Source organism: Streptomyces sp. NPDC058274, from assembly GCF_042881375.1.
Lineage (GTDB): Bacteria > Actinomycetota > Actinomycetes > Streptomycetales > Streptomycetaceae > Streptomyces.
In genome coordinates, this window is record NZ_JBHVXW010000024.1 from 66,860 (window position 1) to 90,318 (window position 23,459).

At 67.4% G+C, this 23,459-nt stretch carries 23 protein-coding genes and 1 pseudogene; 6 read left to right on the forward strand and 18 right to left on the reverse strand.

The genetic code is table 11. The annotated features are described in order from the left end of the window. Nucleotides 1-5: 5 nt before the first annotated feature. The 10 genes from rpsC to ACFVYF_RS33605 all read right to left on the reverse strand — a co-directional run bounded on the left by rpsC (nucleotide 6) and on the right by ACFVYF_RS33605 (nucleotide 5,380). Entirely contained in the window at nucleotides 6-845 is an 840-nt protein-coding gene (gene rpsC, locus ACFVYF_RS33560) for a 30S ribosomal protein S3 (RefSeq protein ID WP_389461498.1), read from the reverse strand. Next, the gene (gene rplV / locus ACFVYF_RS33565) at nucleotides 845-1,192 is read right to left on the reverse strand and encodes a 50S ribosomal protein L22 (RefSeq protein WP_006604878.1); all 348 of its coding nucleotides are present in this window, start codon (nucleotides 1,190-1,192) and stop codon (nucleotides 845-847) included. The genes rpsC and rplV overlap by 1 nt, the downstream gene beginning before the upstream one ends. A gap of 41 nt (nucleotides 1,193-1,233) precedes the next feature. Then, a complete protein-coding gene (gene rpsS, locus ACFVYF_RS33570; protein WP_010986346.1) occupies nucleotides 1,234-1,515 on the reverse strand; it encodes a 30S ribosomal protein S19 in 282 nt (93 codons plus the stop codon). 12 nt (nucleotides 1,516-1,527) lie between these two features. After that, a complete protein-coding gene (gene rplB / locus ACFVYF_RS33575) occupies nucleotides 1,528-2,364 on the reverse strand; it encodes a 50S ribosomal protein L2 (protein WP_028805741.1) in 837 nt (278 codons plus the stop codon). A gap of 39 nt (nucleotides 2,365-2,403) precedes the next feature. Beyond that, nucleotides 2,404-2,820 carry a 50S ribosomal protein L23 gene (gene rplW, locus ACFVYF_RS33580; protein WP_362904134.1) on the reverse strand — a complete coding sequence of 139 codons (417 nt, stop codon included), beginning with the start codon at nucleotides 2,818-2,820 and terminating at the stop codon, nucleotides 2,404-2,406. Beyond that, nucleotides 2,820-3,485: a 50S ribosomal protein L4 gene (gene rplD / locus ACFVYF_RS33585; RefSeq protein WP_389461500.1), complete on the reverse strand. Its 666-nt coding sequence runs from the start codon at nucleotides 3,483-3,485 to the stop codon at nucleotides 2,820-2,822. The genes rplW and rplD overlap by 1 nt, the downstream gene beginning before the upstream one ends. A gap of 5 nt (nucleotides 3,486-3,490) precedes the next feature. Beyond that, nucleotides 3,491-4,135, reverse strand: coding sequence for a 50S ribosomal protein L3 (rplC, locus tag ACFVYF_RS33590; RefSeq protein ID WP_151482635.1), 645 nt, complete (start codon nucleotides 4,133-4,135; stop codon nucleotides 3,491-3,493). Between the two features lie 17 nt (nucleotides 4,136-4,152). Continuing rightward, a complete protein-coding gene (gene rpsJ / locus ACFVYF_RS33595) occupies nucleotides 4,153-4,461 on the reverse strand; it encodes a 30S ribosomal protein S10 (protein WP_003948644.1) in 309 nt (102 codons plus the stop codon). Between the two features lie 426 nt (nucleotides 4,462-4,887). Next, on the reverse strand, nucleotides 4,888-5,175 hold the full coding sequence (locus tag ACFVYF_RS33600; protein ID WP_389461502.1) for a hypothetical protein: 288 nt from the start codon (nucleotides 5,173-5,175) through the stop codon (nucleotides 4,888-4,890). A gap of 19 nt (nucleotides 5,176-5,194) precedes the next feature. Further along, complete coding sequence (locus ACFVYF_RS33605; RefSeq protein WP_389461504.1) at nucleotides 5,195-5,380, reverse strand: hypothetical protein; 186 nt, start codon at nucleotides 5,378-5,380, stop codon at nucleotides 5,195-5,197. Between the two features lie 520 nt (nucleotides 5,381-5,900). Here ACFVYF_RS33605 and ACFVYF_RS33610 point away from each other — a divergent pair. Genes ACFVYF_RS33610 through ACFVYF_RS33630 form a run of 5 tightly spaced genes read left to right on the forward strand, consistent with a single transcriptional unit; the run spans nucleotide 5,901 to nucleotide 10,246 of the window. After that, a complete protein-coding gene (locus ACFVYF_RS33610; RefSeq protein WP_389461506.1) occupies nucleotides 5,901-6,230 on the forward strand; it encodes an SseB family protein in 330 nt (109 codons plus the stop codon). Continuing rightward, nucleotides 6,227-6,883, forward strand: coding sequence for a hypothetical protein (locus ACFVYF_RS33615; RefSeq protein WP_389461508.1), 657 nt, complete (start codon nucleotides 6,227-6,229; stop codon nucleotides 6,881-6,883). The genes ACFVYF_RS33610 and ACFVYF_RS33615 overlap by 4 nt, the downstream gene beginning before the upstream one ends. Beyond that, complete coding sequence (locus tag ACFVYF_RS33620; RefSeq protein ID WP_389461510.1) at nucleotides 6,883-8,637, forward strand: putative T7SS-secreted protein; 1,755 nt, start codon at nucleotides 6,883-6,885, stop codon at nucleotides 8,635-8,637. Before ACFVYF_RS33615 ends, ACFVYF_RS33620 begins: the two co-directional genes overlap by 1 nt. Further along, nucleotides 8,638-8,943: a YrhB domain-containing protein gene (locus ACFVYF_RS33625; RefSeq protein ID WP_389461512.1), complete on the forward strand. Its 306-nt coding sequence runs from the start codon at nucleotides 8,638-8,640 to the stop codon at nucleotides 8,941-8,943. A 1-nt stretch (nucleotide 8,944) separates the two neighbouring features. Continuing rightward, nucleotides 8,945-10,246 (forward strand): YrhB domain-containing protein, encoded by a 1,302-nt coding sequence (locus ACFVYF_RS33630; RefSeq protein WP_389461514.1) that lies wholly within the window; start codon nucleotides 8,945-8,947, stop codon nucleotides 10,244-10,246. 660 nt (nucleotides 10,247-10,906) lie between these two features. On the opposite strand, the gene ACFVYF_RS33635 is transcribed toward ACFVYF_RS33630, so the two are convergent. The 4 genes from ACFVYF_RS33635 to ACFVYF_RS33650 form a co-directional block, all read right to left on the reverse strand. Then, nucleotides 10,907-12,010, reverse strand: coding sequence for a hypothetical protein (locus ACFVYF_RS33635; RefSeq protein WP_389461515.1), 1,104 nt, complete (start codon nucleotides 12,008-12,010; stop codon nucleotides 10,907-10,909). A 35-nt stretch (nucleotides 12,011-12,045) separates the two neighbouring features. Next, the gene (locus ACFVYF_RS33640; protein ID WP_389461516.1) at nucleotides 12,046-12,441 is read right to left on the reverse strand and encodes a hypothetical protein; all 396 of its coding nucleotides are present in this window, start codon (nucleotides 12,439-12,441) and stop codon (nucleotides 12,046-12,048) included. 98 nt (nucleotides 12,442-12,539) lie between these two features. Continuing rightward, entirely contained in the window at nucleotides 12,540-13,730 is a 1,191-nt protein-coding gene (mycP, locus tag ACFVYF_RS33645) for a type VII secretion-associated serine protease mycosin (RefSeq protein WP_389461519.1), read from the reverse strand. A 1,648-nt stretch (nucleotides 13,731-15,378) separates the two neighbouring features. Continuing rightward, nucleotides 15,379-15,852, reverse strand: coding sequence for a hypothetical protein (locus ACFVYF_RS33650; protein ID WP_389461521.1), 474 nt, complete (start codon nucleotides 15,850-15,852; stop codon nucleotides 15,379-15,381). A 757-nt stretch (nucleotides 15,853-16,609) separates the two neighbouring features. Here ACFVYF_RS33650 and ACFVYF_RS33655 point away from each other — a divergent pair. Continuing rightward, nucleotides 16,610-18,661, forward strand: a pseudogene (locus tag ACFVYF_RS33655) (PIG-L family deacetylase); the annotation flags it as partial. A 116-nt stretch (nucleotides 18,662-18,777) separates the two neighbouring features. Here the strand turns inward: ACFVYF_RS33655 and tuf are convergent. The 4 genes from tuf to rpsL form a co-directional block, all read right to left on the reverse strand. Next, nucleotides 18,778-19,971: an elongation factor Tu gene (gene tuf, locus ACFVYF_RS33660; RefSeq protein WP_010986337.1), complete on the reverse strand. Its 1,194-nt coding sequence runs from the start codon at nucleotides 19,969-19,971 to the stop codon at nucleotides 18,778-18,780. Nucleotides 19,972-20,141: 170 nt separating this feature from the next. After that, complete coding sequence (gene fusA, locus ACFVYF_RS33665; RefSeq protein ID WP_389461523.1) at nucleotides 20,142-22,271, reverse strand: elongation factor G; 2,130 nt, start codon at nucleotides 22,269-22,271, stop codon at nucleotides 20,142-20,144. Nucleotides 22,272-22,310: 39 nt separating this feature from the next. Next, a complete protein-coding gene (rpsG, locus tag ACFVYF_RS33670) occupies nucleotides 22,311-22,781 on the reverse strand; it encodes a 30S ribosomal protein S7 (RefSeq protein ID WP_030345396.1) in 471 nt (156 codons plus the stop codon). Nucleotides 22,782-22,783: 2 nt separating this feature from the next. After that, complete coding sequence (gene rpsL, locus ACFVYF_RS33675) at nucleotides 22,784-23,155, reverse strand: 30S ribosomal protein S12 (RefSeq protein ID WP_003948652.1); 372 nt, start codon at nucleotides 23,153-23,155, stop codon at nucleotides 22,784-22,786. Nucleotides 23,156-23,459 lie beyond the last annotated feature (304 nt).

Below are 23,459 nucleotides of genomic sequence, written 5' to 3' on the forward strand. Positions count from 1 at the left end.
TTCGGTCAGGCCTCCGTTCCGGTGCTCTCAGCCGGAGCGGCAGCGGCGGGAGCCTCGGCCTTGGGGGCCTCGGCAGCCGGCGCGGACTGCTGCTGCGGCTTGCGGCCGCGGCCGCCACGCTCGCCACCACGGCCACCACGGGCCGGGCGGTCGTTGCCACCACCACGGGCCGGGCGGTTACCCGCACGGGCCGCGGCGTTCTCGGCACGGACCTCGGCGATGTTCTTGACGTCGCCCTTGTAGATCCAGACCTTCACACCGATACGGCCGAAGGTCGTCTTGGCCTCGAAGAAGCCGTAGTCGACGTTCGCACGGAGCGTGTGCAGGGGCACGCGGCCCTCGCGGTAGAACTCCGAGCGGGACATCTCGGCGCCGCCGAGACGGCCACCGCACTGGATCTTGATGCCCTTGGCGCCGGCCTTCATCGTGCCCTGCATGCTCTTACGCATGGCGCGACGGAAGGAGACGCGGGACGACAGCTGCTCGGCAACGGCCTGGGCGACCAGCTGGGCATCGGTCTCGGGGCTCTTGACCTCGAGGATGTTCAGCTGGACCTGCTTGCCCGTGAGCTTCTCGAGGTCACCGCGGATGCGGTCGGCCTCGGCGCCACGGCGGCCGATGACGATGCCCGGACGCGCGGTGTGGATGTCCACCCGCACGCGGTCACGGGTGCGCTCGATCTCAACCTTCGAGATGCCGGCGCGCTCCATGCCGGACGTCATCATCCGACGGATGGCGACGTCTTCCTTGACGTAGTCCTTGTACAGCTTGTCGGCGTACCAACGGGACTTGAAGTCCGTGGTGATGCCGAGCCGGAACCCATGCGGGTTAACCTTCTGGCCCATTACCGGGTTCCTTCCTTGCTGCTGACGACCACGGTGATGTGGCTGGTCCGCTTGCGGATCCGGTAGGCACGGCCCTGGGCGCGCGGCCGGAACCGCTTCAGGGTCGGACCCTCGTCGACGTACGCCTCAGAGATGACGAGGCTGCCGGCGTCGGTGTGGTCGTAGTTGTGCGCGGCGTTGGCGATGGCGCTGTCAAGCACCTTGCCAACCGGCACGCTCGCGGCCTGCGGGGCGAAACGCAGGACCGCCTGAGCCTCCGTGGCATCCATGCCACGGATAAGGTCCACCACGCGGCGGGCCTTCATGGGCGTAACGCGGATGTACCGCGCCTGGGCCCTGGCTTCCATGGTTGTCCTTCCAGTGTCTGTCATGGTCATTCCACCCCGCGTTAGCGGCGCTTCGACTTCCGGTCGTCCTTGACGTGACCCCGGAAGGTGCGCGTCGGCGAGAACTCGCCGAGCTTGTGGCCGACCATCGACTCGGTGACAAACACCGGAATGTGGGTCTTGCCGTTGTGCACCGCGATCGTGTGGCCGAGCATGGCCGGGATGATCATCGAGCGACGGGACCAGGTCTTGATGACGTTCTTGGAACCGGCTTCGTTCTGGGCGTCCACCTTCTTGATCAGGTGGTCGTCGACGAAGGGCCCCTTCTTGAGACTGCGCGGCATCTAAACCCGCTCCTAGCGCTTCTTGTTCGTCTTGCGGCGGCGGACGATGTACTTGTTCGAAGCCTTCTTCGGCGAACGAGTACGACCCTCCTTCTGACCCCACGGCGAGACCGGGTGGCGACCACCGGAGGTCTTGCCTTCACCACCACCGTGCGGGTGGTCAACCGGGTTCATCGCCACACCGCGAACGGTCGGGCGGACGCCGAGCCAGCGCTTACGGCCGGCCTTGCCCCAGTTGATGTTCGACTGCTCGGCGTTGCCGACCTCGCCGACGGTGGCGCGGCAGCGCACGTCGACCAGGCGGATCTCTCCGGACGGCATGCGGAGGTGAGCCATCTGGCCCTCCTTCGCGAGCAGCTGCACGGAGGCACCGGCGGAGCGGGCGAACTTGGCACCGCCACCCGGACGGAGCTCGATCGCGTGGATCGTGGTACCGACCGGGATGTTGCGGAGCGCCAGGTTGTTGCCCGGCTTGATGTCGGCCCCAGGACCGTTCTCGACGCGGTCACCCTGCGACAGGTTGCGGGGGGCGAGGATGTAGCGCTTCTCGCCGTCCGCGTAGTGAAGCAGCGCGATGCGCGCGGTGCGGTTGGGGTCGTACTCGATGTGCGCGACCTTCGCCGGCACGCCGTCCTTGTCGTGACGACGGAAGTCGATCACTCGGTAGGCGCGCTTGTGTCCGCCACCCTGGTGGCGAACGGTCACACGACCGGCGTTGTTACGGCCGCCCTTGCTGTGCAGCGGGCGGACCAGCGACTTCTCCGGCGTGGACCGCGTGACCTCGACGAAGTCGGCGACGCTGGAGCCACGACGGCCCGGCGTAGTCGGCTTGTACTTGCGGATTCCCATTTCTCAGTCCTCGTCCGATATTCGGACCAGGGCGCTCCGTTAGGAGGCCTGGCCGAAGATGTCGATACGGTCGCCCTCAGCGAGGGTCACGATCGCGCGCTTGCTGTCAGCACGCTTGCCGAAGCCCGTCTTGGTGCGCTTGCGCTTGCCCTGACGGTTGATCGTGTTGACCCCGGTGACCTTGACCGAGAAGACCGCCTGGACGGCCTGCTTGATCTGGGTCTTGTTGGCCCGCGGGTCCACGACGAAGGTGTACTTGCCCTCGTCGAGCAGCGCGTAGCTCTTCTCCGAGACGACCGGCTTGAGGAGCACGTCACGGGGATCCGTGAAGGACTTGCTCAGCGGGGTCTCGACGGTGTTCTTGCCCTCGGCCTCGTGGCGCTTCGCCTTGGCGACGCGCGCGGCCTTGGCGGCCTTGGCGGCCTTGGGCGCAATGCTCGGGTGACGCGTAGCCATCAGGCTTCGCTCCCTTCGGTGTCAGCAGCCGACGACTGCGGCGCGCCAGACACGAAGGACTCGAAAGCGGCCTTGGTGAAGACCACGTCGTCCGAGACGAGAACGTCGTACGTGTTCAGCTGGCCCGGCTCCAGGATGTGGACCTGGGGCAGGTTGCGCGCGGAAAGCAGCGCGGCCTCGTCCGAGCGCTCGATGACCAGGAGCACGTTCTTGCGCTCGCTGACCTTGCCGAGGAAGCTCTTCGCGGCCTTGGTGGAGATGTTCTCGCCCTCGATCACGCCGGTGATGACGTGGATGCGAGCGTTGCGGGCCCGGTCGGTGAGGGCGTGGCGCAGGGCCGCGGCCTTCATCTTCTTCGGGGTCCGCTGCGAGTAGTCACGCGGCGTGGGGCCGTGGACGACGCCACCGCCGGCGAACTGCGGCGCACGGGTCGAACCCTGGCGCGCGCGGCCGGTGCCCTTCTGGCGGTAAGGCTTCTTACCGCCACCGCGGACCTCGCCACGACGCTTGACCTTGTGCGTGCCCTGACGGGCGGCGGCCAGCTGTGCGACGACGACCTGGTGAAGCAGCGGAATGCTGATCTTCTCCACGTCGAAGATCTCGGCCGGGAGCTCTACGGTCCCGGCGTTGTCGCCGGAGGGCGACAGAATGTCAATGGTGCTCATAGTCCTCAGGCCCCCTTGGCCGCGGTGCGGACCAGGACGAGGCCGCCGTTCGGACCAGGAACCGCGCCCTTGATAAGGAGCAGGCCCTTCTCCGCGTCAACGGCGTGAACGGTCAGGTTCTGGGTGGTGACCCGCTCGTTGCCCATGCGACCCGCCATGCGGAGGCCCTTGAACACACGACCCGGGGTGGCACAGCCACCGATGGAGCCGGGAGAGCGGTGCTTGCGCTGGGTGCCGTGACCGGCGCCGAGGCCCTTGAAGTTGTGACGCTTCATGACACCGGCGAAGCCCTTGCCCTTGCTCGTGCCGGTCACGTCCACCTTGACGCCGGACTCGAAGGTCTCGGCGGTGATCTCCTGGCCGAGGGTGTACTCGCTGGCGTCAGCGGTACGGATCTCGACGAGGTGGCGGCGGGGGGTGACGTCGGCCTTGGCGAAGTGACCCTTGAGGGGCTTGTTCACCTTGCGCGGGTCGATCTCGCCGAAGGCGATCTGGACCGACTCGTAGCCGTCGGAGTCATTCGTACGGACCTGGGTCACGACGTTCGGGCCGGCCTTGACGACGGTGACCGGAACAACACGGTTGTTCTCGTCCCACACCTGCGTCATGCCGAGCTTCTCGCCCAGGATGCCCTTGATCTGCTTAGCCATTCTCAGATCACCGATCCCTAGAGCTTGATCTCGATGTCGACACCGGCCGGGAGGTCGAGTCGCATCAGAGAGTCAACGGTCTTGGGCGTGGGGTCGAGGATGTCGATCAGGCGCTTGTGCGTGCGCATCTCGAAGTGCTCGCGCGAGTCCTTGTACTTGTGCGGCGACTTGATGACGCAGTACACGTTCTTCTCGGTAGGCAGCGGCACCGGGCCCGCGACCGACGCACCAGTACGCGTCACCGTCTCGACGATCTTCTTCGCCGAGGAGTCGATGACCTCGTGGTCGTAGGCCTTGAGCCGGATGCGGATCTTCTGTCCCGCCATGGCTACTCAGTAGTCCTTTGTCTAGTGAAACGCTCTGGAACCCGGGGGTTCGCGTCCTGTCCTCCGACCCACGCGGTCGGGTGTGTCGCGCTCCTGCCGCACAGATATCCGTTACGGATTTCCCTGCGAGGGACGCGGCCCGCCCGAAAGCAACCGCTGGACCGGGGGCTGAACACCCACCGGGCGCCTGGCCTGCACCCCGCTGACACTTCCCGAAAGATTCCCGTACGTCCGCCCCAGCGCTGCCTTACGGCAGTTGAGGCGACGAGTACTGTGGGACTCGCTTCCGGTCCTCCCGACGGGAGGCGCGCAGCATCGGCGCTCGACCGAGCAACTCCGACAGTCTGCCATACGGCGCAGGGGCCTGGCCAATCGAGCCGAGGATCGTACCCCGCGAGTGACGCAGGTCAAACACGGCCCGCCGATTCACCCGGCGCGGGGCTCCCGCCGCCTGTCGCGCACCGGCTCCGCGAGCCCGGACACCTCGACGATCGCCCTGAGTAGCGAGGCCGCTACGGAGATTTCGAAGAAATCGCCGACCATGTAGTGCAAGTCACGGAACTCCACCGCGCAGACCGCACCGAGCGCACCGCAGTAGAGCGCCGCCCAGAACCCTCGCCATCGGCGCATCGGGTAGACGACCAACGGCACGAACGGCCATACGTACGCAGTGCCCACGAGCACCACCGCCAGTGCGACGGCTACGACAGTCACGTGTCTTCGGCCTCTCGGATCACAGGGCTCCGGTCCCCACGAGGATCCATCCCCCGACCAGCGCACCGGGCAGCAATATGAGGCCGCTCGCGAACGCGAGTCCCATTTTCCACGAGTTCCTGTCGGCGATCTTCACGCACAGCAGGATCACCGGGGTCAGATACAGAAAAAGCGGGACGAACACGAACAGGAAACCCGACCCCACGACGCTCCTCTTTGTCTTACGGGCATCAACAGGACGGCGAAGAGTCCCATTCCGTCAGCCTAGTCAGGCCGTCACGTGCTCTGAGCATGCGCACACGCACGGGATGGGTACGCCTCCCGGTAAGGGCTGCATCTTGTTGTCGCTCTGCGCCGGCAACGGGGTCGGACCAGTTCCTGACGGCGAGTGCAGTGACGCACGTTGCGTTGCTCCGCTTGCAGTTGTGATGATGAGCGGCATGTCTGAGCACGGGGGCGAAGCGGCCGAGCCGCACCGGACCAGTTTCCCGAGGTCAAAGCTCGCGGAATACGCGGAGATGACCACACCGCCGACGAAGGTCAGCGGCGCAGGTAGCCGCGGGCCGGCTGGATCCGAGGGAGCGCCTCCGAGAGCGCCCACGACGGTTCCCACCGACGCGCCAACGCCGCCGGAGCCGAGCCCACCCGTCGAAGACCCTCAACTCGTGGAGCGGCGTCGGAGGTTCGCCGCGTTGCTGGCGGAGTTTCGGCGTACGCCGGTCCTGGTGCCCCTGGGCGAGGGGCCGGGGCGCGACGGTGAGCGCGGCATGATGACCGCCGACCTCAATGGTGTCCGGTTCATCCTGGCCTTCTCCGACGAGCAGGCCTTGGCGCGCTACGCATTGGCCCGTGACGAGTTCCACCGTGAGTGGACCTATCAGACCGTTCTCGGCTCACGCCTGCTGGACGTGGCTGTCCCCGCCGCTGGAACGGCATGCGGAGTGGCGCTGGACTGTGCGGACGGACCGGACGGGGCGGTCTTTCCGCCGGTGCGAGGAATCGTGCCCGATGAGTGCGTGGTGGACGACGACTGGTCCGGGAGGGGCGATCGATGAGCGCGGACGGCAAGGATCTCAAGACACAGGGCCTGGACCTGATCGCCAAGGGCTTGACCGACGCACTCGGTGAGCTCAAAGAACTGGGCATGGTCGGTGAGGCCGGCGCCGGCCGCGGCTTCGGGGACGTATCCCTTTCCGGGATGGAGCTGGGGCACGACGGGCTGGTGGGAGTCTTCACCTCGTTCTGCGAGCGCTGGGAATGGGGCGTCCGCTCGCTGATCAACGAGGGCAACGGGTTCGCCGCCAAAACCGGCCTGTCCGCCGGCACGTACTACGAAACCGAGCAGTACGTCGAGGGAAGCTTCAAGGTCGTCACCAACGCCGCGATCGGCAACCCGTACGCCTCGGAGGACGAGGTCACGCAGCAGGGCTGGGGCGACATCGCAACATCCGGCGCTTTCGGCGGTGTCGACTACAGCCAAGAGTCCTTCGACCGCGCCGGGGAGAACATCGAGCAGGGCTGGAAGGATGCCGGCCGCGACGTGATGACGTCCCACATCGTCGGACCGGCCGGACTCAATCCGGAAAACCTGCACGGCAGCTTGGGTATGTCCGACGCCGAGTACGACCAGATGCTGGACGACACGTTCGGTCCCTCTCCCGATGAACGTGCCAAGGCGGCTCAGCAACAGGGCAACGGTGAGGGCTGATGGGTGTCTTCGGTGACATCGGGAATGGCCTCAAAGACCTCGGCAGCGACATCAAGGACGGCGTAAACGACGGCCTGGGCGCACTCGAAGACGGCGTCGACGACGGCAAGAAGCTCCTCGGCGAGGGTGTCGACTGGGGCACCGACAAGGTCGGCGAGGGCCTTGACAGGGTCGGCCTGCACGACGCCGCTGACGCCGTCGAGGACTGGGGCGACGATCTTGCATCCGATCTCGGCGCCACCCCGGGCGAACAGCAGCTCGGTCAGACCGAAGACCCCGACGAACTGGTCCACGGCAACCCCACCAAGATCCGCGCGAGCGCGCAACACCTCAAGGACTTCCACGGCGCCTTCGACAAAGTCGGCCAGGGCATGCGCACACTCGACTCCTCGCATTGGCGGGGCGAGGGCGGTGACGCCTTTCGCGAGAAGTTCGAGATGCACCCCACCAAATGGCTCCGGGCATCGGACGCCTGCGAGACCGCAGCGGCCGCCCTGGACGCGTACGCCGACACCGTCAAGTGGGCTCAGGGGCAGGCCAAGGACGCCATCGACCTCTACAAGAAGGGCAAGCACGCCTCCGAGGAGGCTGTGCGTACGTACAACAAGCGCATCGACGCCTACAACGCGAAAGTCAAGGCCGACCAAGACCCCGGCCCGGTGCCCGACCCCTTCAAGGATCCCGGCAGGGCCGACATTCAGGCGGCCCGGGAAAAACTTGCCGAGGCTCGCAAGCAGCGGAACACGGCCGCATCGACCGCCCAGGGCAAGATCAAGGCGGCGCTGGCACACGCCCCCGCCGAACCCCCGCCCCTCGACCGCCTCGGCAACAACATCGTCGACGGGTACCAGGCCGTCAACACGGAACTCACCCACGTCGTCGGCGGCGCCCTCAAGGGCAGCGCAGGCCTGGTCAACTTCGTCCGTGGCCTCAACCCCACCGACCCTTACAACCTCACCCACCCCGCCGCGTACATCCAGAACGTCAATATGACGCTGGCCGGGTTGGTGTCCACCGCCACACATCCCGAACGGGTCGTACAGGCGGCGGTGGACGGGTTCAAGAAAGATCCCTCCGAATTCGTCGGCCGCCTCATTCCCGAGCTCATCGGAACGAAAGGTGCCGGCCTCGCCCGCACTGGCGTACGTCTCGGGGTGAAGGAGGGCATGGAGGCCACGGCGTCGAACATGGCGTCAAGGGGCCTGAAGTACGGGGACGAAGTGCCCGGCACCGTGCCGAAGGACTGGAGCGACCTGGCGCGCAGCACCGAGCATGTGAAAGAGAAGGCAATTCACCATGACTCGGTGGAACCGAAGCGGGCGCAGGAATTTCTGGATTCCGAGTATCCTTGGCTCAAGGACGTCAACAATACTGGCCAGCCCGGATACACACTGAACTGCAGCCACAACACCGTCGCTGTGGACCGCCGGATGGACGGTATCGATGTCAGCGCGGCTCCGAAGCAGGCCGGCGACCACATTCCGCCGGAGCAGCTCGGCCTGAAGGACCGGCCCAAGGGCCAGTACGACATGGTGAACAGTTACGACGACATCATCCGTGACCTCCAAGGCCGGGGCGAGGGCTCGAGAAGCGCCGTCTACATCAGTCGCCCGGACGGCACGGCGCATGTCTTCAACGCCGTGAACACTCCACATGGTGTCGTCTTCCTCGACGGCCAGAGTGGGGCACTGGGCATGCTGGAGAAGAACGTCTCGTCCATCGGGCATATCCCGTATCGCAATGGAGCTCCGTAGATGGTAGCCAAGAACCAAGCGGTGGCGGCCGCCACCAAATTCTTGAAGAATATCGCTTACCCGGACAGGGCGGATTCCGTGGTGATCCTCCCGGAAACAGGAATTGAATTCAGCTACGGCTGGACCATTCGCTTCGATTTCAAGGAGCACATCGAAACGGGTGACCCCACGCAGGCCCCGTTCACCTCCGTGGTCGTGGTGCCGCACGACGGCACCGCTACGCACTTCGCTCCGACATTCCCGGCGACGGCTGAATACATGGCCCTCCAGGCCTCGGGCAACTGGCCGCCCAAGAAGGGGCACTGAAATGCCCACCCCCGAACAGCGGGCGGCGGAGTGGCTCCATCGCACCTATCGCGGCCTCGTCGAACTGGCCGTCCCCCACCCGGTGCACGAGTCGGCCTCGGGCTGGCTCATGGCCTGCCGGACCGTGCAACAGCCTGGATACCCGCACACGCCCATGCTCGCGGCGTCGGTCGTCGTGCCCAGGGACGGCAGTTCGCCCTTCCATCCCTCACCGAGCGCACCTCTCGCCGATCTGGAGCCGGCCGCCTCGCACGAGGCGGCCATCAGCAGGGTCGAGAACCAGGCGCGGAGGATCAACGCGCGCGGTTGTGTCGTCTCCCTCCACTCGGCGATCAACCAGAGTCCCTCGTCCCCCCTGCCCTGGCAGCCGTCGGACGAGGCCCCGGGCTGGTGGAGCAGGTTGGTCCGGCGGTACTTCCCGGAGTTCGAGCGGGTGGGCGCGAGCAGCTGGGACGAGATCGTCAAGGCGGTCGAGGAGACCGGTCCCGACAGCCGGGGCGTGGTGTGGGTACGTCGTGAGGTCGACGGCCAGGAGGCCACGGGCAATCTGGTCTATGCCCACAACAACAAGGGGCAGGTCGTCTTCCTCGACGCGCTGACTTCGTCACTTGCCCGGCTCGACACTCACCACGTGCGCGAGCTCGTGCTGGTCCGGGCCGCGCCCGAGGCCCTCGGACCGCGGCGCCGGCAGTGGGAGCGGGAGGCGCACGACTTCGAGTCGGCGCTGGTGAAGGCCCGGCTGTGGCTGGCAAGCACGTACGGAGACCAGGTCGAGCTGGTCAGTCCCACCGCCGAGGACGAGACGCAGCGGGGCTGGGTGTTCTCCTGCGACACGCGGCGCCATCTTCGTGAGGGCCGCTGGCAGGACACCCTTCTCGACGCGACCCTGGTCGTGCCCAAAGACACGGCCGCGCCGTTCGGGCTGCCGAATTCCGACCCCTGGAACTGGCTGGCTCACTGGGACGCCGGTGGCGTTCCAGGCACCGGGCAGTTTCCACCGACGCCGGCTCCCGGCCGCGCCAACTGGTTCGAGCCGACCCTCGCAGAACTCGGTTCCGTCCTCTCGACATCGGACCACCACCTCTGGTCGTCGGCGGTCGACGAACTGTCCTCCCTGCCGGTCGGATCCCGCGCCCTGATCTGGGTCCGCCGCACGGACGGCCGGGGCCGCGAAGCCGTGGGGTGGCTGCTCAACGGGCTCACTACGGCGACGGGCGTCATGTTGTTCGACGGCTCGTCCGACGAGCCCGTGTCGTTCGACCCAACCGGCATCCGCGCGCTGCACGTAATCCGGTACCGCTGAGGCGGGCGTACGCGCCCACGGCCCTTCGACTCTGGGGCGAGGCCGTACGCCGCCCCCCACGCCACTACGGCTGGAGGTCCACGAGTAGTCGTGGGCCCTGAACTGCTTTCTCGGCACATCGGCCGAGCATGCCCGGATACGGCTGGTACGCCTACTGTGGCGCCGCCGTTCGGGGCAGCACATACGCGCCCGCACTCAGGCGCGGTGCGGGGGTGACTCAAGTCGCCGGCGGCACGGAAGAGGTGAGTGAGACCGGCCCGGCCACCATGTCCGGGTGAACGTCACATGTCCGACGTACGGGACGTCGGGGCGGTTGAGACCGAGCAGAGCCTCGTGGACCTCAGCGGCCGATCGGGGAGCTACACCATCGGCCGGGCGCTTGGCTCCGGTCAGCCTGTCGAAGAGTCCCATCCCGTCAGCCTAGGAGTCACGCGCTCTGAGTGTGCGTACACGAACGGGATGAGGAGGTCTCCTGATACCTCGGGCGCAGGCGCGGATGGGTTGGGCCATGACGACGCACAACGATATGACGCGGCTCACCGCCAACCCCACAGGAGACCCCAGAGCGCCGCGGACGAACGGCCCGTGGTCATGCGGGATTCATTCTGGGTGATCGGTGATCGGTGATCGCTGCCCCAGGAAGAGGAGACACGACCTCACCTAAGGCTGGGATGCCATCTGCACGTCGGTGCAACCGCGCTGACGCGCCTCGTGGTCAGCGAACGCCTTCACCGCGGATGTGCCGAATTTGCCGGAGTAGTGAGGGACTGGGTAGGTGTCGGTGTCCCCGTCAAAGAGGCGGTAGAGCACGAACACGGCAGACTGCGTGGACTGGGGACACTTCGCGGTGGCCCAGGCGTAGTCGTCTTCCCCCTGGGTACCACCGTAGCCCCCCTTGAGATGGCGCCCCTCGCTTGCAAGGAAGTCCTTGGCCGCGGCGCCGTAGTAGGCGTAAAGGCCGTATCCGGGCTTCTTGTCCGGTGTGGCGAGATAGCAGTTCACCTGCGGGGCGTGCGCGTCCGCGGGAGATTCCATGGCCTCGGGCGTACCGCTCTTCGCCGCCGTCGGAGCAAGCTCACGCAGCGCGGCGCAGGAACCCTGCGCCTCCGTCAGTGGTTTGGCCGATTCGGGCTTACCAAGAGTGGGGGCCGACACCTGGGTCACCGGCTTTCCGGCCTTCGCCCGACACCCGTACTTGGCAGCTGCTTTCTGCGCAGTCTCCGTCATCACACGACCCAGCCCGGTGAGCGCCGTGCCGTCGTCCGATGCATAGAGATCGCCGTACGCGACGAGAGCCTTGCTTCTCTCGTTCTGGCAATCGAGGGCGACCATGACCTGCCAGGTCTCGTCGTGCCTGACAATGCCCGGCCAGCCGCTGCCGAGCGGTGCCGCCTGCCCCGTGGTGCCGTCGTAGTCCTGGTTGTACCAAGCGAGAGTGCCGGCGGGGGGCGCCGTGCTGCTCCACCGCAGCTTCAACTCCAGGGAGCCACTCTGCGGTCCGGAATCGCCGCCCTGCACACGGCAGGCGGTCAGATAGTCACGGTTGTCCACTTGACTGGCGCGCAGACGGGACGTGTGCAGCGCCGACTGGAGCCCACCCTGCGCCAGGGTGCCGTCGCAGGCGCGGTCCAATGAGCGGTCGTTCTGCCACGCGTCGTAAGCCCCGCTGCTGTACAGCACTTGGGCCACGACGCCCAGGACGAGGACGAATGCCCCCACGTACCAACCCGTGCGTATACGTCGGAGCCTGGAGTTGATCTGCATCCTGCTCATTCTGTCGAGGGCCGTTCCCTACGGCGTCAGCGGTCGCTTCTAAGGGTGTCGAGAGTGTGATTGCGGCCAAAGTCGTACTGATCCTGGCCCGCGTGGACGAAGAACTGTGTGTAGTCGCTGTCGATGTCATGGCCGCGACTGTTCGCCCACGCCCTGACCATGTGCTCCACGTCGTGCTGGCCGGCATCGTAGGTTTTGGCGTTCTCCGTAGTGGCGGTGAGGTTCGCCTCGGCCACATGCTCCTTGTTGGACTCGTACGCCCACGCATCGATGGTCTTGTTGGCAAGGTCTCCGACCGGGCTGAGATCGGACACGGGATTGAATATCAGTGCCGTACTCAGACCAAGGCCCACCCCGTGGTTGAAGTCGGCGGCCCACTGCGTCTTCTGGAACCGTTCGTCGAAGATGATGTCCGAACGCACACCACCGTAGGCACCCATGGCGCGTGAGCTGTCGACGATGCGATCTTGGATCGTCTTGTCACCGGCGTCCTGGGGAATGCCGGCCAGGACATCGGCGACTACGCGGCGGAACGACGGCGACGCTTGCCGACGACGACTGCCCCGGAGACTCCCGCCAACAGCAAGACGACCCCGGCCCCCACCGCCGTCCACAGGGTGCCGTTGCCGCCGCCCCTGGAGGAAGCCCCGGCTGCGGAGTCTCCCGCCTCCGGCGGAGCGCCGGTGCCCTTGGTCGCAGGGGCGCTCCCGGACGGGGAAGCCGGGGCTGCGGCGGCGAGATCCGGGAGCGGGTATTCGTCCGCCGGGCCCGGATCGCCGGGCTTCTGGAGAGCGATGCGAGGGCGCACGATCCCATAGCCGATGGAGTCGTTCCGCTTCGCGCCGTCCGTCGGTCCGCCGATCGTGTTCAGCATGACGCGCAGGACCTGGTTGTTGGTCCAGGTCGGGTGCTTGGACCAGATGAGGGCGGCGCTGGCTGAGGCGAGGGCGGTGGCGTCGCTGGTGCCGCTGGTCTTGCAGAGGCCTGTCGTGCCCCCGCAGGCGTGGACCATGTCTTCACCCGGAGCGGAGATGTCCACCTGCGGGCCGTATTGAGACCAGGGGGTCCGTCGAAGGTTCTTGCCCACCGCTGCCACGCCGACGACACCAGGTGTAGCCGCCGGGTAGTCGACGTGGCGCGTCTTGTCGGCGTCATTGCCCACCGCCGCGAAGACCAACGAGCCCTTTTCAAGGGCGTACTTGACCGCTTCGGTCAACTGCGGAGTGGCCATGCCGCCACTCATGGAGACGTTGATGACCTGGGCTCCGGAGTCAGCCGCGTAGCGGATGGCTTTGCTGAAATACGAAGGCACGGCGAAAGGGCTTACGTCGTCCACGTCGGGCATCCGGACAGGCAGAATGTCCGCCCCGCGTGCAAGCCCGAACGCGCCGTCTCCGCCTCCGTACGCGCCCGTACCGGCGATAAGCCCTGCCATCCCCGTGCCGTGGCCGTCGTAGTCGGTGTGCTCGTCGCCGGCACGGCTTGCGGGCGCGAAGTCTTTCCCTTCGAGTACCCGACCCTTCAGGTCAGGATTGTCCGGATCGACTCCGGTGTCGATCACGGCGACGGTTATTCCCTTGCCCGTGCTGGTCCGCCACATCTCATCGGCGTGCATGGCGTCCAGATACCACTGCTGGGAGCGGGTGGAGTCGGCATGAGTCCGAGTGGCCGTCCCTCCCACCAGCAGGAGGCCGATGGCAGCTGAGGCCACGGCTCGGAAAGCTGTGTGCCGGTTTGTGCCGACGGGCATGCGCATCCCTCTGTTCTCCCTTGGCCTCAGTCGGCGATGGGCGGTTCGCCGGGTTGGCCGGCCCGCTTCTTCTGTTGACCCTGCCGGAGATCGCCGGGGCGCCCTCCCGTAGGAGCGCCGCGAACGCCGGGCGGAGTCCCGGCCGTGCTGGGAGTACCGCCGGAGACACCTCCTCGCGTCGGTGCAGACGGTACGGGTGCACCAGGACGAGTCGGCGGGCGGCCCGTCTGTTGTGGTGTGCCCCCGACGATTCCGGTCGCGGGCGTGGGAACCGAGCGCCCAGCGCTCGAACGGCTCGGAGGGGCGGCCGACCTCCCGCCCTGTCCAGTGGACGGCGCTCGGCCAGTCGAGCCACGACTACCTTCCTGTCCACCGCCGACGACCGTCGCTCCAGATGTCCGTCCCGTCGCCCTGCCGTTGGTTGGCATTGCAGTCGGACGTCCACCGGCGATCCCCGAATTGGCCGGAACTCCCCGACCGGACACCTGGCCTTGGCCCGGGACAGTGCGGCCGGAGGCCGTATCCGAACCGGAGATGCTCCGGCTCGGCATACGGCTGGTCCCGGGAACCTCACGACCGCGAGCAGAGCCGACAGGCTTCTGGGCCGGGGAGCCGGGGGTGCGACCGCCGAGTGCAGCCCGGCCCTGTCCACCGGCACCAGGAGGCATGCGTGAGCCACCGTCTGGCATCGGGGGAACCATCCCCCTCGCGACCGGAGGAATTCCTGTGTCCGGGCGAGGTGTCGGCGGCTCGCCGCCAGTGCCTCCCGTGGATGGCTGCCGGACCTCGGGGAGCGCCGTCACCGTGTCGATACCGACATGGACGGCAGGTTTGGTCTCCCGCGACCGCGGATCATCGGATGGCATGCCGCCGCTTGTGGCGGACTCCTCCTTGGACTGCCTTGAGGGGGCGCCATTGACCGGCGTCTCCTCCCGGCCACCGGCGCTACCAGAAGCGACAGTTTCACCGCTTGTTCCACCAGAAGCAGAAGCCTGTGGGCGTGCCAGGTCAGTCCCCTTCTCGCTGACATCGCGGGGAACTATCGCGTCCGGCGGCGGCGGAAACCGAGGCCTCTCCAGCCCCTCCATCTGCGCAGCCGACAGCTGATACGCCTGGCCAAGTTTCGTCATCTCCGCGGCTGCCTCCTGCCGCACCTTCTCCTTGTTCGCCGCCAGGGCCGCGAGCTCGCTCGTGGACTTGGCGCTGATCGTCGCCGCGTCCGGGTCGTTGTGCGCGGACTTCGCGGCGGCCAGGTTCGCCTGTGCGCCGGCGGCGTCCCGGGGGATCGCGGCCTGCGCCTGGGCGATCGCGTCGGAGGCGCGGCCGAGCCACGTCGCCGAGTCCTCACTGAAGTCGCCCAGGCGCAGCGTGGAGTTGGCCAGATCCGCGCTCCACGTGCGGAACGCGTCCGCGCCCTCGCCCTTCCACTCCACCCACTGCGGGCGGATCTTGAGCTCCTCCGCGATCTTGCGGATCTCCCGGGCGGCGGCGACGAGCCGGTCGGCGGCCGCCTGCACCGTGCCGGAGTTCGCCTGGTCGAGCCACTGGAGCATCTGCTCGTGGCTCATGCCGTCGAACGAGGTCGCCCCGCCCTTTCCTCCGCCACCCATCAGAGCGTTCCTCCCGCGTCGCCGCCCGTCGGCGGCTGGTCCGGCTTGGCCTCACTGCCGTCGTGGTGCCGCTCGGGGAGCTGGGGATCGTAACTGCCGCCGTAGTGCTCGGTGGTCTCCGCGCTGATCGCCTGCATACGGTCGCGGATGTCCAGGTCGATGTTCCCGTAGCCTTGGTGCGAGGCCAGCACCGCGATGTTCATGCCCTCCATCGAGTCGGAGAGCAACTTGGACAGGCTCTCCAGCTCGGCGATCACCGTCTCGTACGCGCCGAACAGCCCGGACGCCTCCCCCCACGCGTCATGGCCGCCGCCGAACTCCGTGCGGGCCAAAGGCTCTTGACCCACCTCGCGCGGACCGGCGGCCGACCCCTTGAGGTCACGGATCAGGTCGTCGACCCGCTTGCGGAACGCCGTGAACGACGACAACTCGGTGACCACGTCACCGACCGCCTCACGGGCCGCGTCGAACATGCCCGTCACCCACGACGGCCCTGAAGACGCCCCACCCTCACTCGGCAACACAACCGGCTCCCCCGTACGGCCCCGCAACTGAAGTCCCGACAGCAACTCTAACTACCAGCAGTGACAAGCCATATACGCCCCCGCGCCGGCGGCTGGATCCAGCCCAAGCCTCTCCGGTCGAGCCGGGGCGACGCATGAGCGCTCGTACTCAGGTCTGAAATGCGGTTACCCAAGAGGCCGGCGGCGCGGACGAGGTGAGAGAGGGGGACCCCCAGCGCCACGTCCGGGTGAACGACACATGTCCGCGCATGGAACCCGACTCCCCCGACGACCCTCTCCTCAAGTGATCGACTGAGCGACTGAGCGACAGAGATCACCGAGAACGTCGAGAACACAGCACAGCAGCGCTCCACCGCTGCGGGCAGCGGACGGAGTACGACACGTGCGATTCGGATTCGTGCGGAGCGAGCGACGAATAACGGGTGGCCTCAACGGCGCCCCCCTTCGGAGTCACCCACCGAGCGACCAACAGAGTCACCCGAAGGCTCACCCGCCGGGTCACCCGCAGAGTGACCCGCAGGGTGACCCGCAGAGCCATCCACAGCCTCACCCCCACGGTGCCGAACAGAGCCACCCACAGACTCACCCCCACGGTGCCCAACAGAGCCACCCACAGACTCACCCCCACGGCGCCCCCCAGAGCCACCCACAGAACGACCCCCCAGACCAGCCACCCCCCGCCTCCCCCCGCCCCACCTCCCCCCGCCGCCGCACCCTCCTCCTCGGCGGCTCCCTCACCGCCGTCGCCGCAGCCGCGGCGGCCACCGCAGCGACCACGCTGAGGCGGGGCTCCGGGCCCCGTCCGCCCACCGCGCTCCCCTCCCCCGCCTCCGGCAAACCGGCGGTCCAGGGGCATCAGGCCCTGCTGCTCCAGGTCCTCGCGCATCCCGACGACGACCTGTACTTCATGAATCCGGACACCCAGCACGCCGTCACCGCCGGTGTCCCCCTGGTCTGTGTCTACGTCACGGCGGGCGAGGCCGACGGCGTCAACAGGGTGCCGGGGCAGCCGCATCCGCCCGCCGACAAGGCCGGGTACTCCTCGGCCCGCCACCAGGGCCTTCGGCAGAGTTACGCCGCCCAGCTCGGGCTGTCCGTCTTCACCCGGTGGCGTACATCCGTCGCGACGCTGGCGGGCGGCCGGCTCGCCGAGGTGAACACACTGGAGCACGAGGGCCGCAGCGTCGAGCTCGTCCACCTCAACCTGGCCATGCACACGCCCTTCGGGCACATGGGCGTACCGGCGCTGTGGCGGGAGCGGAGTACGGCGCTGAGTACCGTCGTCGCCGACGGGTCACCGCTGCGCACGGTACAGACGTACGACTACGACGGCCTGCTGGGCGTCCTGGTCGGGCTCTTCGAGCGGTACCGGCCGACGCTCGTCCATACGCTCGATCCCGATCCGGACATCCAGGTCAGCGACCGGCGGACGCAGATCCGCGACAGCGAGCAGCCCGGCTACTCGGACCACGCCGACCACACCGCGGTCGCGTCCTTCACCTGGGCGGCGCTGGCCCGCTGGGCCGAGCTGACCCCGGCCAGCCCGCCGCCCTTCACCACCGTCGCGTTCCGCGGCTACTACAACCACCACTGGCCGGACAATCTCCCGCCCGCCGTGCTGCGCGAGAAGGCCGCCCACCTCGTCCCCTACGGCGGTGACCGCGACTGGCGATGCGGCAACGCCGGCGGCTGCGGTGACTACAACGTCGGCGGCGGCCGCCCCCTCACCAACCGCAAGGGCTGGGTCCGCTCGACGCACTACCGCTACCCGGGCCCCCGGCTCGCCCTGACCGAGGGACCCGACGGCCGGCTCACCGCGTACGGGGTGCTCGGCATGCGGGCGGTGCGCTGGCGCGAGACGAACGGTTCCTTCGGCGACCCGGTGGACCTGGGCGGCGGCCCCCTGGCACCGGTCCTGGGCGCGGCCGCGCTCGCCGACGGCAGACAACTGCTGTTCGGCCTGCGCCTGGCGTCGGTGACGGGCCGGGGCGGAGCGAACCTGCGCGAGGTCGTGCTCCTCGAACAGCTCGCCCCCGACGGGGAGTTCCGCGCCTGGAGCGGCCTCGGCAACCCCGAGCGGGACCCGGTACGCGGCCGCCGCATCGGCGTTCCCGTCGCCGTCACGGCCCGCGACGGCCGGGTCCACCTCTTCGTCCGCAACGCCGGGCAGGGGATCAGCACGCGCGTACGCGACCTGGACGGCAGCTGGTCCCCCTGGCGCGACCTGGCCGGCGGCCCCGTCCAGGACGGTCTGACAGCCACGGTCGGCATGAGCATCACGGACCGCACCGGCAAAACGGCGGGCACAGACGGCGAGATCCACGTCTACGCCCCCGGTCGCGACGCCGTCCACCACTGGACCGCGGACGGGCCCCAGCCGCCAACAGGCCTGCCCGTTCCCGCCGACGCCCTAGCCGTGGCGGGCGACCGGCTCTACTACCGCCCGCCCGCGTCGACGAGCCTGATCGCCACCAGCGGCCCCGCCGTGTCCTTCCCGGGCTACGGGCCCGTGGCCGCCGACGGGCCCTATCTGCTGGGCCGCGCCCCCGACGGCTCGCTCCAGCTCCTGCACGGCGGCCGTCTCACCCGCGCCGCCTCCAGCCAGGCCACGCTGGACGGCCCGGCCCTCCGCTCCACGCGTCGCGGTCCCGCGGCCGCGGGCCTCTCCCCCGACGCCCGGCCCTGGCTGTGGCGGCCCCGTCTGCCCCGCGGGACCGACGGCCCGGACAGTGCCGACGGGTCCGCCCGGAAAGTCTGAGCCGCACACCCGGCAGTCATCGGCGCCGGGACAGCAAAAGGGCCCGTACGACCGAAGTCGTACGGGCCCTTCTCGGAGCTCTTGAAGGAGCTACCAGGCGTTCAAGCCAACAAGAACTACTTGTTGATCTTGGTGACCTGGCCGGCGCCCACGGTCCGGCCACCCTCGCGGATGGCGAACTTCAGGCCCTCCTCCATGGCGACGGGCTGGATGAGCTCAACGGTCATCTCAGTGTTGTCGCCCGGCATGACCATCTCCGTGCCCTCGGGGAGGGTCACAACACCGGTCACGTCAGTCGTACGGAAGTAGAACTGCGGACGGTAGTTGTTGAAGAACGGCGTGTGGCGGCCACCCTCGTCCTTGGACAGGATGTAGGCCTGGGCCTCGAACTCGGTGTGCGGCGTGACCGAACCGGGCTTGATGATGACCTGGCCGCGCTCGACGTCCTCACGCTTGATGCCACGGAGGAGCAGACCGACGTTCTCACCGGCCTGGCCCTCGTCGAGCAGCTTGCGGAACATCTCGATGCCGGTGACCGTGGTGGTGGTCTTCTCGGTCTTGATGCCGACGATGTCGACGGTCTCGTTGACCTTGAGGACACCACGCTCGATACGACCGGTGACGACGGTGCCACGACCGGTGATCGTGAAGACGTCCTCGATCGGCATCAGGAACGGCTTGTCGACGTCACGCTCGGGCTGCGGGATGTTCTCGTCGACGGCCTTCATCAGGTCGAGGACGGACTGGCCCCACTCCTTGTCGCCCTCAAGGGCCTTGAGCGCCGAGACCTTGACGACCGGAAGGTCGTCGCCCGGGAACTCGTACTCGGAGAGAAGCTCACGAACCTCGAGCTCGACGAGCTCCAGGATCTCCTCGTCGTCCACCATGTCAGCCTTGTTCAGGGCGACGACGATGTAGGGAACACCGACCTGGCGGGCCAGGAGCACGTGCTCCTTGGTCTGCGGCATCGGGCCGTCGGTGGCGGCGACCACGAGGATGGCGCCGTCCATCTGCGCCGCACCCGTGATCATGTTCTTGATGTAGTCCGCGTGACCGGGGCAGTCGACGTGGGCGTAGTGACGCGTCTCGGTCTGGTACTCGACGTGCGCGATGGAGATGGTGATACCGCGCTGGCGCTCCTCAGGAGCCTTGTCGATCTGGTCGAAGGCCGAGGCCTCGTTCAGGTCCGGGTACGCGTCGTGCAGCACCTTGGTAATGGCGGCCGTGAGGGTCGTCTTACCGTGGTCAATGTGACCGATGGTGCCGATGTTGACGTGCGGCTTAGTCCGCTCGAACTTCGCCTTCGCCACTGGGTCCTCCTGTGGAGTGGTTCTGGTACGCCTTACTCATCGGCGCCAGGTGATCTTTGCTGGGATGCCGCCCGCCGGGGTTCTGCCCGGACCGGAACGATCTCTCGTCCCTGTGCCGGTTCGAGGCCCCGGCGGTCGGTGTCAAGCCTAAAGCGTGTAAACGGGGTGTGTTACTCGCCCTTGGCCTTCGCGATGATCTCCTCGGCGACGTTCCGGGGAACCTCGGCGTAGGAGTCGAACTGCATCGAGTAGCTTGCGCGACCCGAGGTCTTGCTGCGGAGGTCGCCGACGTAGCCGAACATCTCCGAGAGGGGCACGAGGCCCTTCACGACGCGGGCGCCGCTGCGCTCCTCCATGGCCTGGATCTGGCCACGGCGGGAGTTGAGGTCGCCGATGACATCGCCCATCGACTCCTCGGGCGTGGTGACCTCGACGGCCATCATCGGCTCGAGCAGCACGGGGCTGGCCTTGCGCGCGGCCTCCTTGAAGGCCTGCGATCCGGCGATCTTGAACGCGAGCTCGGAGGAGTCGACCTCGTGGTAGGCACCGTCGAGAAGCGTGACGCGGACGCCCGTCATCTCGTAGCCCGCGAGGATGCCGAACTGCATGGCCTCCTGCGCACCGGCGTCCACCGACGGGATGTACTCCCGCGGGATACGGCCACCGGTGACCTTGTTCACGAACTCGTACGCCGGACCATCGGTCTCGGTGATGGGCTCGATCGCGATCTGCACCTTGGCGAACTGACCGGTACCACCGGTCTGCTTCTTGTGGGTGTAGTCCACGCGCTCGACGGTCTTGCGGATCGTCTCACGGTAGGCGACCTGCGGCTTACCGACGTTGGCCTCGACCTTGAACTCACGGCGCATACGGTCGACCAGCACCTCGAGGTGCAGCTCGCCCATACCGCCGATGATGGTCTGGCCGGTCTCCTCGTCCGAGTGAACCTGGAAGGAGGGGTCCTCCTCCGCGAGACGCTGGATGGCTACACCCAGCTTCTCCTGGTCACCCTTGGACTTGGGCTCGATCGCGACCTGAATGACCGGCGCCGGGAAGTCCATGGACTCCAGGATCACCGGGTTCTTGTCATCGGCCAGCGTCTCACCGGTGGTGGTCTGCTTCAGGCCCATGACGGCGACGATGTCACCGGCGCCCACCGACGCGATCTCCTCACGCTTGTTCGCGTGCATGCGGTAGATCTTGCCGATGCGCTCCTTCTTGCCCTTGACGGAGTTCAGCACCGCAGTGCCGGTCTCCAGGCGGCCCGAGTACACCCGGACGAAGGTGAGCTTGCCCAGGTGCGGGTCGCTCATGATCTTGAACGCGAGGGCGGCCAGCGGCTCGTCCTCCGACGGCTTGCGCTTGACGACCAGCTCGGGGTCCTTCACGTCGTGGCCTTCGATGGCCTCGACGTCGAGCGGGGTCGGCAGGTAGCGAACGACCGCGTCGAGCAGGGGCTGAACGCCCTTGTTCTTGAACGCGGTGCCACAGAACACCGGGGTGACCGTGACGCCGCCACCCTTGCCGGACGTGATGGTGATGCGACGGATCGCGGCGTACAGCTGCTCCTCGGTGGGCTCCTGGCCCTCCAGGAACAGCTCCATGATCTCGTCGTCGTTCTCGGCGACGGTCTCGACCAGCTTGCCGCGGTACTCCTCGGCAGCCTCGGCGTGCGTGGCCGGGATGTCGACGACGTCGTACATCTCGCCCTTGGCGGCCTCGGCGGACCACACGAGCGCCTTCATGCGGACCAGGTCCACAACGCCCTTGAAGTCCATCTCGGCACCGATCGGCAGCTGCATGATGATCGGAACGGCACCGAGCCGGTCCTTGATCATGTCCACACAGCGGTGGAACTCGGCGCCGGTACGGTCCAGCTTGTTCACGAAGCAGATGCGCGGCACGCCGTAACGGTCGGCCTGACGCCACACCGTCTCGGACTGCGGCTCAACGCCGGCGACACCGTCGAACACCGTGACGGCACCGTCGAGGACGCGCAGCGAGCGCTCCACCTCGACCGTGAAGTCGACGTGGCCCGGGGTGTCGATGATGTTGATCGTGTAGTCGTTGTCCTCAAGCGGCCAGTGACAGGTGGTGGCAGCAGAGGTGATCGTGATGCCACGCTCCTGCTCCTGCTCCATCCAGTCCATGGTGGCGGCGCCGTCGTGGACTTCACCGATCTTGTAGCTGACGCCGGTGTAGAAGAGGATCCGCTCAGTGGTGGTCGTCTTGCCCGCGTCGATGTGAGCCATGATCCCGATGTTGCGGACCTTGGCCAGGTCAAGTGAAGTGGTAGCCATAAGGCTTCAGTCTTCTCTCGGTCTCGATGGGGTCTGCGACTACCAGCGGTAGTGCGCGAAGGCCTTGTTGGACTCGGCCATCTTGTGGGTGTCCTCGCGCTTCTTCACGGCCGCACCGAGGCCGTTCGAGGCGTCGAGAAGCTCGTTGAGCAGACGCTCGGTCATGGTCTTCTCGCGACGGGCGCGGGAGTAACCGACCAGCCAGCGCAGCGCCAGGGTGCTGGCGCGGCCGGGCTTGACCTCGACCGGCACCTGGTAGGTGGCGCCACCGACACGGCGGGACTTGACCTCGAGGGTCGGCTTGATGTTCTCGAGAGCGCGCTTCAGCGTGATGACCGGGTCGTTGCCGGTCTTCTCGCGCAGGCCCTCCATGGCGCCGTAGACGATGCGCTCGGCGGTGGAGCGCTTGCCGTTCAGCAGCACCTTGTTGATGAGGGAGGTGACAAGAGGAGAACCGTAGACCGGGTCGATGATGACCGGGCGCTTCGGGGCGGGGCCCTTACGAGGCATTCTTACTTCTCCTTCTTGGCGCCGTAGCGGCTGCGGGCCTGCTTGCGGTTCTTGACACCCTGGGTGTCCAGGGAACCTCGGATGATCTTGTAGCGAACACCCGGCAGGTCCTTCACACGGCCACCACGCACGAGCACGATGGAGTGCTCCTGCAGGTTGTGTCCCTCACCCGGAATGTAAGCGGTGACCTCGATCCCGCTGGTCAGACGCACACGCGCGACCTTACGCAGGGCCGAGTTCGGCTTCTTCGGGGTGGTCGTGAACACACGCGTGCAGACGCCGCGACGCTGGGGCGAACCCTCGAGTGCGGGCGTCTTGTTCTTCTCGACCTTGTCCTGCCGGCCCTTCCGGACCAGCTGCTGGATCGTAGGCACTACTTCTCCGGTTTCTGTGTGCCGAATGGTGAAGCTAACCTGGAACGTCGCCGACCCACGCGGTCGGGTGTGTCGAATACTGCAGACTTCCGCCGCAAGGCGAAAAGGGCGCAGATTACGGTGGCCGCTTACGACTCCCCATGCGGTTTGAAGGCACGCACGGGAGCCAGGGCACACCCCAGGCACAAGGTCTGAGCGTACCTATCGCATCCACTCCGGTCAAAACAAATGCCTGGGCAGGGGACACGCCGGTCCCGCTGCGGCCCTCCCAGGCCCTTGCTGTGCACGGGATACGGCCGCCCGC

Excerpts from the sequence above, each read along its gene's own strand:
- rpsC (WP_389461498.1), bottom strand. The coding sequence starts at position 845 with ATGGGCCAGAAGGTTAACCCGCATGGGTTCCGGCTCGGCATCACCACG.
- rplV (WP_006604878.1), bottom strand. The coding sequence starts at position 1,192 with ATGGAAGCCAGGGCCCAGGCGCGGTACATCCGCGTTACGCCCATGAAG.
- rpsS (WP_010986346.1), bottom strand. The coding sequence starts at position 1,515 with ATGCCGCGCAGTCTCAAGAAGGGGCCCTTCGTCGACGACCACCTGATC.
- rplB (WP_028805741.1), bottom strand. The coding sequence starts at position 2,364 with ATGGGAATCCGCAAGTACAAGCCGACTACGCCGGGCCGTCGTGGCTCC.
- rplW (WP_362904134.1), bottom strand. The coding sequence starts at position 2,820 with ATGGCTACGCGTCACCCGAGCATTGCGCCCAAGGCCGCCAAGGCCGCC.
- rplD (WP_389461500.1), bottom strand. The coding sequence starts at position 3,485 with ATGAGCACCATTGACATTCTGTCGCCCTCCGGCGACAACGCCGGGACC.
- rplC (WP_151482635.1), bottom strand. The coding sequence starts at position 4,135 with ATGGCTAAGCAGATCAAGGGCATCCTGGGCGAGAAGCTCGGCATGACG.
- rpsJ (WP_003948644.1), bottom strand. The coding sequence starts at position 4,461 with ATGGCGGGACAGAAGATCCGCATCCGGCTCAAGGCCTACGACCACGAG.
- ACFVYF_RS33615 (WP_389461508.1), top strand. The coding sequence starts at position 6,227 with ATGAGCGCGGACGGCAAGGATCTCAAGACACAGGGCCTGGACCTGATC.
- ACFVYF_RS33620 (WP_389461510.1), top strand. The coding sequence starts at position 6,883 with ATGGGTGTCTTCGGTGACATCGGGAATGGCCTCAAAGACCTCGGCAGC.
- ACFVYF_RS33625 (WP_389461512.1), top strand. The coding sequence starts at position 8,638 with ATGGTAGCCAAGAACCAAGCGGTGGCGGCCGCCACCAAATTCTTGAAG.
- ACFVYF_RS33630 (WP_389461514.1), top strand. The coding sequence starts at position 8,945 with ATGCCCACCCCCGAACAGCGGGCGGCGGAGTGGCTCCATCGCACCTAT.
- ACFVYF_RS33635 (WP_389461515.1), bottom strand. The coding sequence starts at position 12,010 with ATGCAGATCAACTCCAGGCTCCGACGTATACGCACGGGTTGGTACGTG.
- ACFVYF_RS33650 (WP_389461521.1), bottom strand. The coding sequence starts at position 15,852 with ATGTTCGACGCGGCCCGTGAGGCGGTCGGTGACGTGGTCACCGAGTTG.
- fusA (WP_389461523.1), bottom strand. The coding sequence starts at position 22,271 with ATGGCTACCACTTCACTTGACCTGGCCAAGGTCCGCAACATCGGGATC.
- rpsG (WP_030345396.1), bottom strand. The coding sequence starts at position 22,781 with ATGCCTCGTAAGGGCCCCGCCCCGAAGCGCCCGGTCATCATCGACCCG.